Below are 16,722 nucleotides of genomic sequence, written 5' to 3'. Positions count from 1 at the left end.
TGTGAGGAAACAAACACAAAATCGTATCAGAGAATTACGAAAGCAGTCTAGTCTGTCTCAGCAAGCCTTGGCTGATCAGATAGGTGTTTTTCGTAACACCATATCGAACTGGGAAACAGGATATAGTCAGATAAGTCTTGAAAATGCTAAAAAAGTAGCAGAATACTTTGGGGTAACTATTGACTACCTGTTAGGATCAGAAACGGACCAAACCTAGTACAGATAAATCTATATTGACCGAGAAGTCATTAAACTACAGACCTTTGAAAACTGAATACAAGGCTTGCCCTAATACAGCGTGGCTATGGATAAAAAAGAAACGGGGGCGAGTAGCAAACTAGAAAAGGATATCTAGTCCAGCCACTGAACGAAAAAGCATGATAATAATCATAAGCTGAAGGAGTAAGGGTTCCTAGACTATAAACCCAGCGCATGAAATACCGATGTAAAAATACGTTTTTACACAGCACGGCGTTATTTCGCCTTTCAACTTCAAGGAGAAATCTATGACAGATGAAATAACCGTCCGCCTAAAGGACTTAAAAAACTTAGGAAAACAAGGAGGTGCGACAGCTCGCTTAGAGGACGGCACAGACCTTATTCTGAAGCCAGACTATGCAGTCAAACAGGCTAGAGGATACGTAGATGGTCTTTTAAGGGATGTTGAATTTCATTTGCCTTATAAAAAGGTTTATGATCAAATTCGCACTATTAAGAGAGATGCTCAAGTTATAGCTCGAAAAGTTAAGACACCATCAGGAATGGAACTTCGTTTAACTGGAAAAGGCTATAACCCGAAAAATAAATAAAGAAAAGGAAAAATCACAATGAACAAGAAACAAGTATTAGCTACACTCGCACTATCAACACTCGTGCTTGCCCAAGCGGGTTATGTATCAGCAGACGAAATTGCACCAATTGATTCTTCTGCTCCAGCGACAGAAGTTGTTACGCCGACAGCACCAAGCGCCTCAACAGAAAAAGAGGCTCCAGCAGTTCAGCTAACAGAGCCTTCAGTTACTCCAGTTGATCCAACAACACCAGATACATCATCAACTACAGACAAAGGTGAACCTGCAATTCAACCAGAGCTCTCTGAAGTGGTAGTAAGTGACAAAGGTGAACCTGCAATTCAACCAGAGCTCTCTGAAGCGGTAGTAAGTGACAAAGGTGAACCTGCAATTCAACCAGAGCTCTCTGAAGCGGTAGTAACCAACAAAGGCACCCCAGAAGTCCAACCTGAATTGCCAAAAGCTGAAAAGCCAAAAACAACGGATGAGGCCAATGAGCAAGGAAAATCACAAATTGGGACTACTTCAACCGCAACAGGTCAAGTAGTTCATGATGTGACAAAAGCTCCTGTTGAAACAAATACAGGTGCGTCAATTGTTAGCACCCAAGACGGAAACGTAGTTCTTTCAGATGGTTCAGTGGTTGCTCCTGAAGAGGTCGGTGGTACTGTCAACGAAGATAAGACTATCTCTGTTACTGATAAAGATGGGGAGCTCAAAACCCTTCCAAATACAGGAACAGAACAAAGTTTTCTAGCTGCAATCGGTGGAATGTTGTTGACAGCGGTTGGCTACTTCTACAAGAAGAAATTATTTTAATTAAAGGAGAAAAGAAAAATGTTAAAATCAAATGAATATAAGGCTTATGGTTCAATCCGTAAAACAAAAGTTGCAGGAGCTTGTGGAGTAATCTTGGCGCTTGCTATGTTAGGTATGGCGTTTAATGGTACTGTATCGGCTGATGAAGTTTCAACTGATAAGCCTGTTGCTGTAGAAAAGAAAACAGAAGTAGAAGTTCCTATTGCTCATGACAATCTTGACAAAGCTGTAACAGACGCTAAAAAAGCAGGCGTTAAAGTTGAAGTTGGAGTTGTTCAGGACAAAGGTGTTGCCACCTCTGAAACAGTAGCAGGTAAGCAGAAAGAAATTGAAGCTGATTATGTTAATCAGGAAAAAAATGTCAAAACTGTGACTGATGATTATTCTTCTAAGGTAGATAAAACTACTAAAGAACGTGAAGTAATCGAAAAAGAAAACAAGGATAAACAAGATAAGTTTGAAAAAGCTGTAAAAGATCATGAAGCAGAAGTCAAACGTATTGAAGCTGAAAATAAGGCTATTCTTGCAGACAATGATAAGAAGCAAAAAGAAACTGAAGATGAAAATGCACGAATTAAACGTGATAACGCTAAGAAAGAAGCTGACTATAAGACTGCTCTTGCAAATCAGAAATCTTTTAATGAAAAGGTTGAAAAGGAAAATGCTGATCTAAAAGCTGACTTTGACAAAAAACAAGCAAAATATGAAAGTGATCTTGCTGAGTACAACAAGAAAAAAGCAGAACTTGCTAAGAAGGGGGTAAAAGCTGAAAAACCACATATCAAGGTTTATGGTGATTACGACAACAGCAAGCGTGGTAGCGTTGGGTACTACAGCAACCTAACAGCTTCATTTGAAGGTGTTGACGGTCTAACTGCTGTAAAAGATTATATTGGTTTGCACTCTGATACTACTATTAGTGGTAGTCGTGCAGGATTGCTTGGGAAAAATCCTGAATATTTTGCTGAAATTGTAAATCCAAAGGCAGGTGATTCATTCACACTTCACAATGTTGCTGAAAGTAAAGATGGGAAGAAAGTTTCTGCTCGCTTTACCTTTAATAAAGTAGAAGCTGAGTGGGTTGAGAATGGAAAATCATTGAGTTCTACTAAAATTTATGTAAAAAAAGATACAGGTGATGGTTCAATTAACTTTGGATTTGCTAACCTAGTTGAATTTAATACTAAGATTGATTTCTTCTATGAAAAAGATATGAAGAAAACTGTTCTTGCTGTTGCTACTGCTTTTAATGATATCGACTATGGACAGGAATTGAACTTGACCTATCAAGATGGAACAGAAGGAATCGTTTTAAATCCAAAGGGTTCTGATGTTAAAAAGGTGGTTCGTGATGGCAAGAATTACTACAAAGGTGAGTATAAAACTGCTTGGACTTCTGATGTGCCTGAATTGGGAGTGAAAGCAGGTGACCTTGGGTATGACAATGTAAACGATGAAAGTGATATTCCACGTGGGTCAATTCTTTCTGTTGGATATGGCTCTACATTGAATCTAGGCTATCATAATGGCGTAGGGAAGCATTCACAAAAGGAAATTGATTATCTTCGAAAAAAATCTAAAAATAAACAGTTAGCAGAAGGTAAAGAAATTCTTGGAGATAGCGAAGTCTTTTCTTCATCATGGGCTGTAGGTATCTTTGGTAAAGCAAGTGCAACTGTGCCTGTGTGGATTCCAATTCCTGCTCCTAATCCTCCTGTTTTAAAACAAAAGGATACTAAGGAAATTCCTAAACCTAAATTGGAGAAACCTAAAGAGTTTGTACCTCGTACAACACTCCCAACACCACCAGCTCCAACACCACCAGAGAAGAAAAAAATTCCTGAAATGCCTTTAGTTCCTACTGTAAAAGTGAATTATTCACGTTTGCGTGTTAAACCTTCTACTCCAAAACCTGTGAAGGCTATTATTGACAACTACGCAAACAACATTGATGGAGCAAATACATTTGATAAAAATGTGAAATTCAGTTTGACTACTGATTATAAACCATATTCAACATTTACTGCTGATTCTAAGACTTATGGTAAAACATGGGCTATGGCAGATGATGTTCAAGATGGTGCTTACAAGGTAGATGACAGCAAAATCACTATGAAGGATTCTACTGGTAAAGATGTTAAAGCGCTCTTTAATATGTACCATGTTCTTTCTGAAAAGGAACGTACAAAAGAAATTCAAAGCATTTTGAAAGAAGCTGGTTTGAATCCTAAAGGCGAATTTTACCTTTGGGTAGCCAAAGATTCTGCTTCATTCTATAAAAACTATGTGAAACCAGTTAAGAATATCACGATTGAGCTTCCTGCACGTTTGCTTGTAGAAAAAGGCAAAATTGTGAAAAATGATTTCCATCAAATTGACTTTGGAAATGCCTTTGTCTCTAACTTGGTAACTGTGCAAGTTCCTGACTTGAAACCTGAAAAACACGCTTTGGATCAAAAAGACGATAAGAAGATTCGTGACGGTCAAGAAATTCAAATTGGCGGGTACCTACGTTACCTCTTGGACGGTGTGACTGTTCCTTCTAAACACGATAGCCTCTTCCAATATGATGGTATTGATATGCTTGACTTGAAGCATGATCGATATACGGGTAATTGGTCTGGTATTATTCGAGGGACAGAATACCTTGCTCAAAAAGACCTGGTTCTTCCTTATGATGTAGTCTTGTCTGACGGTAAAGTGGTTAAGGCAGGAGACAAGATTGCTAAAGGCTCTGTGTATGCCTTCCAATTTGAGTTCGACCAAAGCACAAACTCAGACTTTATCAAGAAGATTGTTAAAGTAACATGGAACGAAAAAGACGGTAAGTGGGCTTACACTATTGACAAAGACTTCTTAAACTCATTAGGTGTAAAAGGCACGTTTGATGCAGACTTCTATCTAGAAGTCGAACGCATTGCAGCTGGGAAGGTTGAAAATACCTTTATCAATACAGTAAATTCACAAGAGATGACGGCTAAAGTGACAACCACAACGCCAGAGCCACCTAAACCTGAAGAACCTGGAAAACCAAATCCTCAACCATCACTTCCAAATACAGGATCAGCAGCAAGCATGCTTCCAGTTGTGGGAATGATTTTGGGATTATTGAGTCTTGCAGGTCTTCGCAAGTATAAAAAATAGAACATCTAGAAATTCCCCCTCATCTATGGTATAATGAAGCCATAAAAAAGAGGGGGAAGAGAGATGAGAAAGGACACGAAAATGGATGCACATGTGACTAGAAGTGGATACAGATACTATACCCCAACTAAAACAAAATCAGAAGTAACCAAACCTGAAGAAGAGAAGAAGTGGAAAAAAGGCTTGCGTTGGTTAGGAAAAGCCATCTGGTCAGGAGTAAAGAACCTACCTAGTGTGATTGCGAGAGCTGCCGTTTTGATGGTTGCGACTCCACTCATGTTTCTTCTCTTTATCTTTAATCTGATTAAGAGCTTGATTGCAACAGCAATTGGTTGGTTTGTGTTTAAGATTGTAGTTTCATTTTTAGTAGTATGCTATTGGGCATTTCTGACAAAAGAAGGTACTATTCCATCCGAAATAGAAACCTGGTATACTAACTGGGTATTGCCTGAAGGTGTTCCAATCTATCACTGGTGGGAAACGACTATTATCGTTGTCTTGGCTGTAATTACAGCCCTCTCTCTAACTTTTCGTCCAACGGATGAAATATAGTATTAAATAAACAAAGTGGGTACTAGGAATCTTTCTTAGTACCTTTTTATAAAAGAAAGTGAGAAAAAATAATGAGTGCAGTTGTAGATTTTATTAACAAAATTGGGAATATCGGTGGAATTATCGGTATTGGTTGGGCCGCTTGGGGTGCCTGGGACTTAGCAGTAGGAATCAAACGTGAATTGGATGACAAGAAGGATAAAGGAATTCAAAGTTTGATTTTAGGCGCTCTTCTTGGTGCCGTCCTAAAAGCCCTCTTTACAGCTTTAGCAACAGGTCTTCAATCTCTTGGCTCGTAAGAGGAAGAAAAAGGAGGTGGTTTTATGAACCAATCCACACTTGATCAACTAACCATGAGTCTGAAAGACTATAATGCGACAGCTTATGAATTGATGGAAACTATTTCGGGTTCGATGGAGAAGGTAGCCATTTTGCTTCTTCTCCTTTTTATGGGGATCAACCTCATGAACTGGCACCAGCATCTTAAAAGCAATGGTGGGGAGTTATCTTTTCAGCTTTGGATTGAAGAAATCCTCAAGTATGCCATTGCCCTTTTTTTAATCCTCTATGTGGATGCAATTTTTGATGCCTTGTCATGGTTGTTCAATGTTATCATTAAGTTAGTAGCTAAAAATGCTACAGATCCTTTCAGTTCTGAGGCACCAGATTTTAAAGGCTTAGGTGCTATGGAAAAATGGTTCTTTAAGATTATTTATGGGGTTGTTGATTTTGTCGGTCAGATATCGACTAAGTTGTTGATCTTGTTGCGCTCTTTTACACTTTACACGTATAAGGGAATCGCTAAAATTATTGTCGCTTGTTACATGGTGGATAGCTTACGTCCGATCTGCCTCGGTTTCTTTAAGCTCTATGCTGCTGCTATTCTTCAGGGATTGATTCTAGTAGTTATTATCATGCTTTACCCAGCCATTGTCACGAATGATATCTTAACCGTTGATAAGACTGGAGCCTGGACAAGTGCTTTAGTTGCGATAGCTAAAGGAATCATTTACATCATTATGCTATTTGGCAGCCAAAGAATGGCCAAAAATATCCTGCAGGTGAACTAGGAGGAGAAATGTTAAAAAAGCACTCACAGAAAAATCAGCAAGTGCTAGGAAATATTTTGAGAGTTATTTTAAAAACAGTAGTCTGGGGGCTACTGTTTTTACTTAGGACTCTTTTTTTCTATTACTTGTGCCGTAGGGCTCTCCAGCCACATTGGCTGGCTCTCGCAAGTGGTATTATTTTAGCGTGTGGAAGTGAATTTATTTTCTTTAGAAAAGACGTTTGAACATATGAAGGAATAATACTTCTTTACTTAATTCACAGAATATTTCCCATTTTGTGGAATTTAGCAAAGGATAGGATTTTTCGTATTCACAATTTTTTAAAACTTTTAATACCAGCCTTTTATGAAAAGAAAATAATTGTAAGATGAAGTAGTACGAAAGAACGAGACCGACAATTATGCTGACAGTTACACCAAAAAGTTCGAGAATGTTCTCAAATTTTATATCCATTGATTTTAACTCTTCAATAAGTAACTGCTCAGAAACAGCTTTATCTGCTATTTTTAAGCCAATATCGGCAAAGATAGTGGCAACAAGAACTAAAACTGTAGATAGGATTCCGCAACTCCATTTTGTAAATTCTACAGATTTTTGAAGAGCTTCCTCAATTTCTTTGATAAGTAAGTCTCTATCAGATTTTTGAAAGCCATGTGTTAGGATTGGAGTTAGTAAGTAAACACGATGCCTTACATAGATTGATATCGCTCGTGCAATGAAGAATATAAGGAGTTGATCAAAAAAATAGCGACCTGGATCTGAATGATTTTTGACAATTTTAAAAAGGTCAAACAATGAGAATACTATCCAAGCATAGAGTAGCTGTTGAATAGTCTGTAGGTAGAACACTTGGATAGCAGATAACTGAGATTGAATTCGTTTGAGGACTTGATAGTAAAAATGGCTCATTAACTTTCCCTTCATAGTTTTTATTTTATTATACCATATAAAGAAAGGAACAGAATGACACGTTTAGGCAGTGAATTTTTAAAGGCTTTAGATAGCTACGAAAGGCCAGTTATAGGGTATATGACACTGAGGCAGTTAGTGCTACTATTTGGTATCGCATTGACAGTAGTTGTCACTACTATCCTCTATTGGCTGAAGGCACCTGATATAATCCTTTATGGCGTTGATATTTTATTATTAGCGCCTTTTGTTATTTTCGGGTGTTATATTGATGAAAAAATTAAAGATGAGATACGTTTCCTTTTGACTAAACAGGAACGCTCTTATCAGACAGATTATGACAGAAAGGAATATACAAGAAATGAATTTATTCGGCCGAAAGAAAACCCCGAAACTCTCTAAGGAAGAACGGGAACGGGCCAAACGTCTAAGACGTACCATGACGGCCTCTACACAGAATAGTCTTAACTATCAATGGTTGATGCCTGATGGGCTCATGAAAATTACAAATGATCAATTCTCAAAGACCTATCGCCTAGGTGATACAAGCTATATTACTGCAACAGATGATGAGCGAATTGATATCATTGAAACAAGCGCTGATATTTTTAATTCGCTGGATATTGACAATGATATGCAGCTATTGATCCTGAATCGTCGAGTAGAAAGCAATAGCTTATCTTCTATTCGCTATGATTTGGTTGGAGACGGATATGATGATTATCGTAAAGAATACAATGCGATGATCAATGATCGTTTTTCTCAGGAACAAAACACCTTCAAGGTAGAAAAATATCTGACGATTACTACCCAAACAGACCAGGATCATCAAGCTAGAAGAATCCTTGATGATACAGCCAGCGTTATTGAAAGTCAATACAGTGGCTTAGGAATCTCCTTTAAGGAGTTAGAGGGATTGGATCGTCTTCTTATCTTCCGAAAACTCTTGAGGCGAGAAGGTTTTATTGATTTTAACTATGAAGACATCGCTATTTCTGGATTATCCACCAGGGACTTTGTAGCTCCAAACTATCTGAAGTTTGAAAAAGATCATATGAAAATTGATGATTGTTTCGCAAGGGTGATGTATGTTAGACAATATCCTACCTTCTTGAATGACAAACTGATTAAGAATATCCTGGATACAGGAATTGAACTGGCTATCAGTCTGCATGCGAAGCCCTATGATACTGCAGATGCCCTGAAGAAAATCAAGACAGTTAAGTCAAGTGTACGTAGGGAAATGATCAAAAGTCAGAAGGCTGCCGCAAAAGAAGGTTATGGAAGCGACCTGGCCGTTGGTGGGAAAGCTGTGGAGACATCTCGCGAAACAGAGAAATGGACTGAAGAACTCCAGGACAATGACCAAAAAATGTTTTCAGGTGTGATGACGATTTTCTTCATAGCTGACACTCTGGAAGAGTTGAATATCTACACAGAGCAGGTTCAACGATCTGTCCGTAAGAATACGGTAGAACTGGATAAGTGTTACTTGTACCAGGAAGAATCCTTGAATACCATTCTACCGATTGGAATTCCATTTATCAACGTAAAACGCCGTTTTATGAGAGATATGACTACCAGTAACTTGGCCACACAAGTCCCATTTACCAACGTAGATCTTCGATCTAACAGTCCACGTGCAATTTATTATGGCCAGAATCAGCTATCAAAGAACGCTATCACAGTTGACCGTAAGAAAGACTTGAATACAGGTTCAGGTTGTATCTTTGGGACTTCAGGATCAGGAAAATCTGTTCTTGCTAAAGGAGGAGAGATTATTCCTACGACTCTACGTTATCCTGAAGATAATATTATTATCGTCGATCCTGAAGATGAGTACACTGGTATTGGTCGAGAATTGGGTGCAGAAATTATCACAATCGCTCCTGGATCGCAACATCACTTTAATTTGTTGGATCTACCTGATAAGGACAAATTACAGGCAGAAGATAGTGACCCGATTGGCCAAAAATCAAACCTCTTATCAACCTTGTTTGAGAATATATTCTCTGAGGTATCAGACGATGAATTTGCGATGATTGACCGTGTAACGAGAAAGACCTATGAGGAATTTGAAAAACCAACATTTAAGGATTGGCAAGCAGTTTTAGAACGTCAACCTGAAGCCGTAGCTAAGGATCTGGCGCTGAAGGCAGAACCTTATACTATCGGTTCAAATGATATCTTTGCTCATCCTACAAATGTCAATATGAATAGTCGCTTTATTATCTTCAATCTCAAGCAGTTGAGTGGTAAATTGAAGCCATTTGCTCTCCTGGTGATTCAGGACTTCATCTGGAATCAGGTAGTCAATAACCAAGGTAGATCCATTACATGGTTGTACTTTGATGAGTTGCAGCTATACTTCAAAAATAAACTGCAAGCAACCTTCTTTACAGAACTATACTCACGTATTCGTAAGTACGGGGCTATTCCAACAGGGATTACACAGAATCCAGAGACTGTTTTATCTACAGAGGAAGGTAGAAAGCTAGTCGCAAACTGTGAGTTTCTAGCCCTCCTGAAGCTGAAGCGGACAGACTTAGAAGCCCTGGAGCAGGTAATCCCTCTTACGCCTTCGTTGGAGCGATTTGTCTTGCGACCAAAAGCAAAAGGTACGGGTTTGATTGTGGCTGGAGATACAATTGTTCCATTTGAAAACCCTATTCCTAAAGATACTAAACTCTATCAATTGGTTGCGACAGATAGTTAAAAAATAGAAAGAGAGGTGATATCTTTTGTTTGAAAGTGATCCTAAACAATTAAAACAGGAGCGCAAGAGGAGAATCAAAGAAGGATCATACCTCAATAATAAAAAAGCTCCTAAAGAAGCACGTTTAGACTCAAGAGTTGCATTTAAAGAAGCTAAGAAGAATTATCGCTTAGCGAACAAAGATTATAAATTACACAAAGGACCTCAAGCAACAGCTAGAGGTCTTTTCTTTAAGCAACAACGTGATCGAGCAAAGTTGGAAAAACAAATTGCCACAACGCTCTATAAACGAGCTAAAAAGGCAGATGATAGTTATATTCCTAACCGCCTGAAGAAACGTGCAAAACAAAGTGCCCGAATGAAAGCGAGACACGACGTTGAGAAGACAGTCAGAGATAATGAGATTCTTGGAGACTGGGTTCAGGCTAGGCAAAATATTCGTCAATTTAAGTACCAGGTAAACACCTCTAAAAGAGCGTTAAATGCTGTAGGAAAATTATCCAAGTATTCAATCAATCACAGCTACGGACAGCTCAATAAAAGCTATAATTTCATCAGAGGGCGAGGGTATACTCGAACACCAAGAGAGTTCTCCTGGGAAGGAAAACTCAGCAAAAAGATGAAACAGGCCAGAAAGCGACTTGCAAGTTCAAAATTTGGGAAGGTGTCAAGAGGGACAGGAAAGGTTTTGAAGGCTGCGACAAAGCCCCTGCGTTCCATCTTATCCAATCCTTTAGCTGTCAAGTCCTATTTCTTAATGTTCCTCATCTTTGCTATTCTAGGGGTATTTATGGCTGTATTTGGAGGAAGTGGTCCTGTCCAACAAAATGAATTTGACCTGAACAAGTCCTGGCTTCAAATCAGTAAACGAGATCGAGAGAAGTCAAATGATAAGGTAGACTATTGGACAAACATCGATGACATGATCTTTTTCATGAACTTTCGCTACGGTAGTGAGTGGAAACCAGAAAGCAACTGGAATGAGGGAACTGGTGGTGAATGGGCTGGGACGTTAGGTTTTAATCACTATTCTGATGCCTTGAATGATCTTTGGAATCATTTGAATGATGACCCTCATAACTTGAAAAAGATGGTTGACTTATATGGTTCCTCATCAGATCTAAAGTGGGCTAAGTTGAGTGATAGTGAGCTAGAAGAGTATAAAGAGTTAGAGGAGCTGACTAAAGAGGTTGGTCGATACCCCTCTTATCAAGAACTAGCTAACCCTTTTTACCAGGAGGACGATCCTTCTTATCAAGCCCCTTTAGTTATCCTGAAGCGGTTTGGTTATACCTCTAAGAGTGAAATTTATGAAAAAACACAACTAAAAGCTTCAACAGGGCAAGCTATAAGAGCTCCTATTGATGGTAGAGTCAGTGTGACAGATGATACAACTGTATCCATCAAAACAGATAAAGCCATCTTTACTTATGAAGAGGTAGGAAATATCCGTGTTTCTGACGGTGTTCAGGTCAAAGCTGGAGATGAAGTTGGTAAGGTAACATCAAATGGTTACCAGGTCATTCAGTATCAAAAATTGGAGGAGAAAGAGACAAAGGATAAGAAAGAAAAGTGGACATCAGTTAATCCAGGCTTTTACTTTCAATCTGTCACGTACAATCAGACAACTTCAGTCATTACCACACTTAATGGCGATTTGGGGCAAAAATCACGAGCGATAAAAGATTACTTGAAGCAAAAGGTACCAGGGCTAACAGATAATGGTTTGGCAGCCATGCTTGGGAACTTTGCAACAGAAAGCAATATTAATCCTAAACGTGCTGAAGGAGATTACCTTAGCCCTCCAGTAGGGGCTGATTCTTCTTCTTGGGATGATGAGTCCTGGTTAGCTATAGGAGGACCAGCGATTTATAATGGAAGATACCCAAATATTCTTCGACGAGGTTTAGGATTGGGACAGTGGACAGATACAGCGGATGGCTCCACGAGACATACTCTATTATTAAACTATGCAAAATCTAAGAATAAGAAGTGGTATGATTTGGAACTGCAGCTGGATTTTATGTTGGAGGGGGATACTCCTTACTATATTACAGGACTAACTTCAATTCTAACTAGTACAGAGGCTGTAGAGACGCTTACAGAGCGTTTCCTGGTAAATTGGGAAGGAAACTCTGGAGATAAGGTCTTAGAGCGCCAGAATAATGCTAAGCAGATCCACGCTTTTCTTAATCAACAAGTTCGAGGAGGTGGAGCGTTAGCATCTTCCTGGAATTTCCCTGCCGAGTATCAGTCAAAAGTGGAGCACCCTCCTACACAAGCTTCTATGACTACACAACAAGGAAGTGGCTACCCAGTCGGTCAATGTACTTGGTATGCCTATAACCGTTTAGTCGAACTAGGAACGATTACAGACTTATCAGGATCCTATGGTTACCTTGGAAATGGTCAGGATTGGGTAACAAGCCTAGTCGCAAAAGGATGGAAGTACAGTACGTCACCAACGAGAGGGGCTGTTGTATCAGTTCTAGGTGGATTTGGTGGGACACCAGGTGAATACGGTCATGTTGCGATTGTGGAAGCTGTGAACCCAGATGGTTCATTCCTCGTTTCGGAATGTAATATCCAAGGTGTACAGGATAAGGTCCATTTTCGTGTCATCTATCCAGCTTACTACTATACATTTGCGACACCAAATTAAAAAAGAAAGAAGGTAAATCATGAAAATGATAGATATGGAGAAATTGAAACTCCTTAAAATAGGAGGAATACTTATAGGAGTTGTGTTAGTTCTAGGATTCGTATTCTGGATTGGTGCAGCAACCTCATCACAAAAGAAAGCTAAACAGGAAGCTGAAACTACGCAACAAGAAACCAAAGCAGAGGGAAGCGAACTAACGCAAGAATATGTAAAGGAATTTTTGACGGCTTACTTCAATAAGCAGGATCTTGGAGAAAATAGAAATCGCTATTTGCCCTATATGACAGAAGCTGCTTACAATCAGGAAGTGAACTCTGAAGAAGAACCATCGGTACAAACCTATAAGGGCTATGTAGTGGATACACAGATGAAGTCTTCTACCATCTACATCGATCAAGAAAATAATGTTGCCCTAGCTCAAGTGAGATACACTCAGACACAGTTACAGAAGAAGTATGATTATACTAACGCCCAAACAAACGTAGGATCTTCAAGAACCATACGGATTCGCTTCAGCAAGCAAGATGGGAAATACCTGGTAAATCATATTGACCCTATTTTAATTGTAGACAGCCTAAGCGCAAGCGAAAAGGCGAGTATTCCATCATTAAATAAACCAAGCACTAACCAAACACAAAGTACAGAAGGGAAAAAAGAACAATGACAAAATTAGAAACTTTGGAAAAACAAAAACAGAAAGCGGAAGACCGCTTAGCTGACTATATGACCAAGGCCAAGAAGGAAGAAGAGAAGCTGCAGCAGCTAGAAACTCAAATCATTCTGACCAAACACGAGGAACGGTCAAACTACTTGGCCGAACATAATTTAACCTGGGCTGATATTGAAACAGCTCTTGCTGAAGGAAAATTGAAAGGAGCTGAAAAAGATGTACCGTTTAACCAATCTGACACAAAACACGACCACAACGTATAAAAATCGGGATCTTGTGTATCAAGCCCTGGAGCGAGAAAATGCTAAGGTTAAACATCAGGAGGCAGAGGCTGTTTTATTAGTAGAGGAACTGGATAAAAAGAATGTAGTCATCTACCAAGAAGATATCTATTTGCCGTTTGAGGGAATCGCAGATAGCCTCTTCCTGAAGCCTGGTACGTTGAATAAACAGGAGGCTGCACCAAAAGAAGCAAAAACCTCTTTCTTTAAGCGCCAGCCAAAAACAAAACATCAAGAGAAGACTCCTGAAGAAAAAGCTGAAGCCTCTTCCTTGAAACATGAAACTCCCAAACCTCGAACCTCTTCTAAACGCTCTTTTTGGGTGTATTTAGGAAGAGTTTTGGTGTTATTGAGTCTAGTAGGAAGTCTGACACTTGCTGGCTTATCACTTACGCTAGTTTACCATCAAGAAAAGCAACTCTCGGCCGTATCCAAGGAACTTTCAAATCTAAAAACTATTCAGTCAAAAACAGGTGAACTAGATGCCTTTTCACGTTACTTTTTGCCAGCCCTTTACTCTGATAAAGGGAAAATGGCTGATTTCGTAGCTCCTCAATTAACGATAGATAGACAAGCAGGTCAACTGCAGTCTGTGATTTTGGAATCTAGCTTGATTGTTGATGAAGCAACTTATCAGCTAACCTATGTAGTGGCTGTGAAAGACGGTGAGAACAGAAGTCAGAAACGCTTGGTAGTTACTGTGAAGGAAGAACCTTCAGCGCCTTACGGATTCCAGGTTATTGCTAAGCCAGAACTATCCAATTATCCAAAATAAAGGAGGTCTTACATGGATCAAGAAAAAGTCAGTCATTCTCTGGCTTTAAAAGGAAAAGTTACCCTGGAGATGACGATACAAGCTCTGTATGCCCTCGCAAAAGCCCATTATGACAAGAAACAACATAAGGCGGCAAATCGAACTTTTGAAGGGGAGACACGTTTTAATGACTTTATGGCCACAAAATCAAAAAAAGATGTCGAGAAGTTATTAAATAGTGAAGTTCACTTGGCTAAGTTGAAGCATTACCTGGAGGAGTATAAGGTAGGTTTTACTTATTATCAAAAAGATGATACAACCTATCTCTTCTTTGAAACAAAAAATCGTCCCCTGGTAGAAAAGGCTCTCAAAGATATGTTGGCAGACATCACGAAAAGCCCAGAAAAATTGGAAGAGTTTGCGAAAAAGGTGCTGAAGAAACCACATGAAATGACTCCTGAAGATAAAATCAATTACTATAAGACAAATAAGGTCTATAAAGGAACGATGCCAGTTGTTACGAAGGAGATTGGGAAGGAGAAGACACGATGATTAGAAAACCTATATGGCCCTACCTGGTGGTGGGGCTATTTTCATTTGTTATTTTCCAGTCCTTTTACCATTACTACCAACTTTCGACTGCAGCAGTACCTTTCATGGGGATGTTGCGACTTCGTTGGTTGCTAGAACACTGGGAACGCTTCTCTTTTGGTGTTTTCTTTGATTCAGGAGCCTTGTATGGAGGGTTGATCGGATTCGGCCTCCCAATGCTTGTCTATGCTTCTATGGATAAGAATTTATATCGCCAGGGAGAAGAACAAGGTAGTGCTCGTTTTGCGACTTTGAAGGAAATGAGACGGTTTGAAGACGTTGATTTTGAGAAGAATATGATTTTTTCAAAACAAGTTAAAATGGGCCTGTTTAACTTTCGCTTAGCCTACAATGTTCAGCTCAATAAAAATGTGATTGTCATTGGTCTTCCAGGAGATGGTAAAACCTTTACTTTTGTATTGCCAAATTTAATGCAGATGAACTCAAACTTTGTTGTGACGGATCCTAAAGGAAACCTGGTACATGAAGTTGGGAAGATGCTTGAGAAAGCTGGCTATGCTGTTAAAATCTTTGATTTGATTCGGCTCAAGAATTCAGATCGTTTTAATCCTTTTCATTACATGAAGTCTGAGCTAGATATTGATCGTATCTCTGAAGCAATTACTGAGGGAACGAAGAAGAGTGAGCATACTGGAGAAGACTTCTGGGTTCAAGCAGAGTTGATGCTGCAACGTGCATTGATTGGTTATCTCTATTTTGACTCTAAGGATCCTGAAACTGGAGTTCAGTTATATATGCCAAACCTGGGGCACGTTGCGGATCTATTAAGAAATATGTATCGAGAGGATCCAGATGTACCAAGCCCTGTCGAGCAGATGTTTGAAGAACTGAACGAACATCAACCTAACAACTATGCTTATAAACAGTGGAAATTATTCCAAAACTTCAGAGGCGAGACAAGAAACAGTGTGGTAGCGATTTTGTCTTCTCGTTATTCTATCTTCGACCACGAAGATGTCCGAAACTTGATTAGTGAGGATACCATGGAAATGGATACCTGGAATACGAAAAAGACAGCCGTTTTTATTGCTATTCCTGAAACCAATAACGCCTTTAATTTTCTTTCATCAATCTTGTTTGCGATTGGTTTTGAGGTTCTTACACATAAGGCTGATGATATCTTGCAAGGGAAAGTACCTGGCTACAGTAGAAAAAATCTTCGCCACATTCAGTTTATCTTCGATGAGTTTGCACAAATTGGCCGTATTCCAAACTTCGCCCAGGTCCTCTCTTCTATTCGTAGTCGTGAGATGTCTATTAAGATTATCATCCAAGCTGTCAATCAGCTAGAATCACTTTATAAAAGTGATTGGAAGACCATCTTTAATAACTGTGCTACTCACCTATTTTTAGGGACAAATGACAAGGATACGATGGAATACTATTCTACAAGGTCAGGTAAGCAGACTATACGTACTAGATCCACTTCAAAATCGCATAGTTATCGTAATGGCTCATCAAGTGAAAATAAACAAATTCAAGGCCGTCCCCTTCTAACTCCAGATGAAGTCGCAAGAATTGGGGTAGAAGAAGGATTGGTCTTTATTTCTAAACAAAATGTCTTCAGAGATAAAAAAGCAAGTGTCTATGATCATCCTAGAAAAGATGAGATTGCAAGTTCTCCTGAAGACAAAGAAAACTGGTACGAATACACTCGAAAAGGAACAGACATCGACGGCTTGCTTTTATATGCTAACGATTTGACTCCGCAGCTAAAAGAGTTATTCGTGGCCTAACATACA

Annotated in this window: 17 protein-coding genes; 16 read left to right on the top strand and 1 reads right to left on the bottom strand. The window is 39.2% G+C overall.

From position 1 onward, the window contains the following. The first annotated feature begins 1 nt into the window (after position 1). The 8 genes from ADH52_RS08475 (at position 2) to ADH52_RS11570 (ending at position 6,600) form a co-directional block, all read left to right on the top strand. Positions 2-217: a helix-turn-helix transcriptional regulator gene (locus ADH52_RS08475; RefSeq protein WP_049510932.1), complete on the top strand. Its 216-nt coding sequence runs from the start codon at positions 2-4 to the stop codon at positions 215-217. A gap of 289 nt (positions 218-506) precedes the next feature. Next, complete coding sequence (locus ADH52_RS08470; protein WP_000128978.1) at positions 507-809, top strand: hypothetical protein; 303 nt, start codon at positions 507-509, stop codon at positions 807-809. An 18-nt stretch (positions 810-827) separates the two neighbouring features. After that, positions 828-1,610 carry an LPXTG cell wall anchor domain-containing protein gene (locus tag ADH52_RS08465; RefSeq protein WP_049510931.1) on the top strand — a complete coding sequence of 261 codons (783 nt, stop codon included), beginning with the start codon at positions 828-830 and terminating at the stop codon, positions 1,608-1,610. Between the two features lie 18 nt (positions 1,611-1,628). Then, entirely contained in the window at positions 1,629-4,754 is a 3,126-nt protein-coding gene (locus ADH52_RS08460; protein WP_049510930.1) for an SspB-related isopeptide-forming adhesin, read from the top strand. Positions 4,755-4,817: 63 nt separating this feature from the next. Then, positions 4,818-5,306 carry a hypothetical protein gene (locus ADH52_RS08455; protein WP_049510929.1) on the top strand — a complete coding sequence of 163 codons (489 nt, stop codon included), beginning with the start codon at positions 4,818-4,820 and terminating at the stop codon, positions 5,304-5,306. 71 nt (positions 5,307-5,377) lie between these two features. Next, complete coding sequence (locus tag ADH52_RS08450; RefSeq protein ID WP_006154879.1) at positions 5,378-5,605, top strand: hypothetical protein; 228 nt, start codon at positions 5,378-5,380, stop codon at positions 5,603-5,605. Positions 5,606-5,629: 24 nt separating this feature from the next. Next, entirely contained in the window at positions 5,630-6,376 is a 747-nt protein-coding gene (locus ADH52_RS08445; protein WP_049510928.1) for a hypothetical protein, read from the top strand. 8 nt (positions 6,377-6,384) lie between these two features. Continuing rightward, complete coding sequence (locus ADH52_RS11570) at positions 6,385-6,600, top strand: hypothetical protein (RefSeq protein ID WP_049510927.1); 216 nt, start codon at positions 6,385-6,387, stop codon at positions 6,598-6,600. On the opposite strand, the gene ADH52_RS08435 is transcribed toward ADH52_RS11570, so the two are convergent. Then, positions 6,584-7,300 (bottom strand): hypothetical protein, encoded by a 717-nt coding sequence (locus ADH52_RS08435; RefSeq protein WP_152903512.1) that lies wholly within the window; start codon positions 7,298-7,300, stop codon positions 6,584-6,586. The two genes, ADH52_RS11570 and ADH52_RS08435, sit on opposite strands and share 17 nt — an antisense overlap. 39 nt (positions 7,301-7,339) lie before the next feature. Here ADH52_RS08435 and ADH52_RS08430 point away from each other — a divergent pair, with 39 nt between their 5' ends. The 8 genes from ADH52_RS08430 to ADH52_RS08395 are packed head-to-tail and all read left to right on the top strand — an operon-like array spanning position 7,340 to position 16,716. After that, positions 7,340-7,687 carry a PrgI family mobile element protein gene (locus ADH52_RS08430; RefSeq protein WP_049510925.1) on the top strand — a complete coding sequence of 116 codons (348 nt, stop codon included), beginning with the start codon at positions 7,340-7,342 and terminating at the stop codon, positions 7,685-7,687. Further along, entirely contained in the window at positions 7,647-10,001 is a 2,355-nt protein-coding gene (locus ADH52_RS08425) for a VirB4-like conjugal transfer ATPase, CD1110 family (protein WP_033681029.1), read from the top strand. Before ADH52_RS08430 ends, ADH52_RS08425 begins: the two co-directional genes overlap by 41 nt. 25 nt (positions 10,002-10,026) lie before the next feature. After that, a complete protein-coding gene (locus ADH52_RS08420; RefSeq protein ID WP_049510924.1) occupies positions 10,027-12,663 on the top strand; it encodes a phage tail tip lysozyme in 2,637 nt (878 codons plus the stop codon). 19 nt (positions 12,664-12,682) lie between these two features. Next, positions 12,683-13,327 carry a hypothetical protein gene (locus tag ADH52_RS08415; protein WP_049510923.1) on the top strand — a complete coding sequence of 215 codons (645 nt, stop codon included), beginning with the start codon at positions 12,683-12,685 and terminating at the stop codon, positions 13,325-13,327. After that, positions 13,324-13,596, top strand: a complete 273-nt coding sequence (locus ADH52_RS08410; RefSeq protein WP_049510922.1) for a hypothetical protein — start codon at positions 13,324-13,326, stop codon at positions 13,594-13,596. Before ADH52_RS08415 ends, ADH52_RS08410 begins: the two co-directional genes overlap by 4 nt. After that, positions 13,550-14,389: a hypothetical protein gene (locus ADH52_RS08405; protein ID WP_000286088.1), complete on the top strand. Its 840-nt coding sequence runs from the start codon at positions 13,550-13,552 to the stop codon at positions 14,387-14,389. Before ADH52_RS08410 ends, ADH52_RS08405 begins: the two co-directional genes overlap by 47 nt. 12 nt (positions 14,390-14,401) lie before the next feature. After that, positions 14,402-14,920: a hypothetical protein gene (locus tag ADH52_RS08400; protein ID WP_049510921.1), complete on the top strand. Its 519-nt coding sequence runs from the start codon at positions 14,402-14,404 to the stop codon at positions 14,918-14,920. Next, entirely contained in the window at positions 14,917-16,716 is a 1,800-nt protein-coding gene (locus ADH52_RS08395) for a VirD4-like conjugal transfer protein, CD1115 family (RefSeq protein ID WP_049510920.1), read from the top strand. The genes ADH52_RS08400 and ADH52_RS08395 overlap by 4 nt, the downstream gene beginning before the upstream one ends. The last annotated feature ends 6 nt before the right edge of the window (positions 16,717-16,722 follow it).

It is taken from the genome of Streptococcus pseudopneumoniae (genome assembly GCF_001072665.1).
GTDB classification, from domain to species: Bacteria; Bacillota; Bacilli; order Lactobacillales; family Streptococcaceae; genus Streptococcus; species Streptococcus pseudopneumoniae_S.
Note: the sequence above shows the minus strand (reverse complement) of the source record. Positions and strands in the feature narration are given on the sequence as shown.

Coding starts and splice junctions, on each gene's coding strand:
- ADH52_RS08445 (WP_049510928.1), top strand. CDS start 5,630: ATGAACCAATCCACACTTGATCAACTAACCATGAGTCTGAAAGACTAT.
- ADH52_RS08405 (WP_000286088.1), top strand. CDS start 13,550: ATGTACCGTTTAACCAATCTGACACAAAACACGACCACAACGTATAAA.
- ADH52_RS08450 (WP_006154879.1), top strand. CDS start 5,378: ATGAGTGCAGTTGTAGATTTTATTAACAAAATTGGGAATATCGGTGGA.
- ADH52_RS08410 (WP_049510922.1), top strand. CDS start 13,324: ATGACAAAATTAGAAACTTTGGAAAAACAAAAACAGAAAGCGGAAGAC.
- ADH52_RS08400 (WP_049510921.1), top strand. CDS start 14,402: ATGGATCAAGAAAAAGTCAGTCATTCTCTGGCTTTAAAAGGAAAAGTT.
- ADH52_RS08455 (WP_049510929.1), top strand. CDS start 4,818: ATGAGAAAGGACACGAAAATGGATGCACATGTGACTAGAAGTGGATAC.
- ADH52_RS08470 (WP_000128978.1), top strand. CDS start 507: ATGACAGATGAAATAACCGTCCGCCTAAAGGACTTAAAAAACTTAGGA.
- ADH52_RS08425 (WP_033681029.1), top strand. CDS start 7,647: ATGAATTTATTCGGCCGAAAGAAAACCCCGAAACTCTCTAAGGAAGAA.
- ADH52_RS08460 (WP_049510930.1), top strand. CDS start 1,629: ATGTTAAAATCAAATGAATATAAGGCTTATGGTTCAATCCGTAAAACA.
- ADH52_RS08435 (WP_152903512.1), bottom strand. CDS start 7,300: ATGAAGGGAAAGTTAATGAGCCATTTTTACTATCAAGTCCTCAAACGA.
- ADH52_RS08465 (WP_049510931.1), top strand. CDS start 828: ATGAACAAGAAACAAGTATTAGCTACACTCGCACTATCAACACTCGTG.
- ADH52_RS08395 (WP_049510920.1), top strand. CDS start 14,917: ATGATTAGAAAACCTATATGGCCCTACCTGGTGGTGGGGCTATTTTCA.
- ADH52_RS11570 (WP_049510927.1), top strand. CDS start 6,385: ATGTTAAAAAAGCACTCACAGAAAAATCAGCAAGTGCTAGGAAATATT.
- ADH52_RS08415 (WP_049510923.1), top strand. CDS start 12,683: ATGAAAATGATAGATATGGAGAAATTGAAACTCCTTAAAATAGGAGGA.
- ADH52_RS08430 (WP_049510925.1), top strand. CDS start 7,340: ATGACACGTTTAGGCAGTGAATTTTTAAAGGCTTTAGATAGCTACGAA.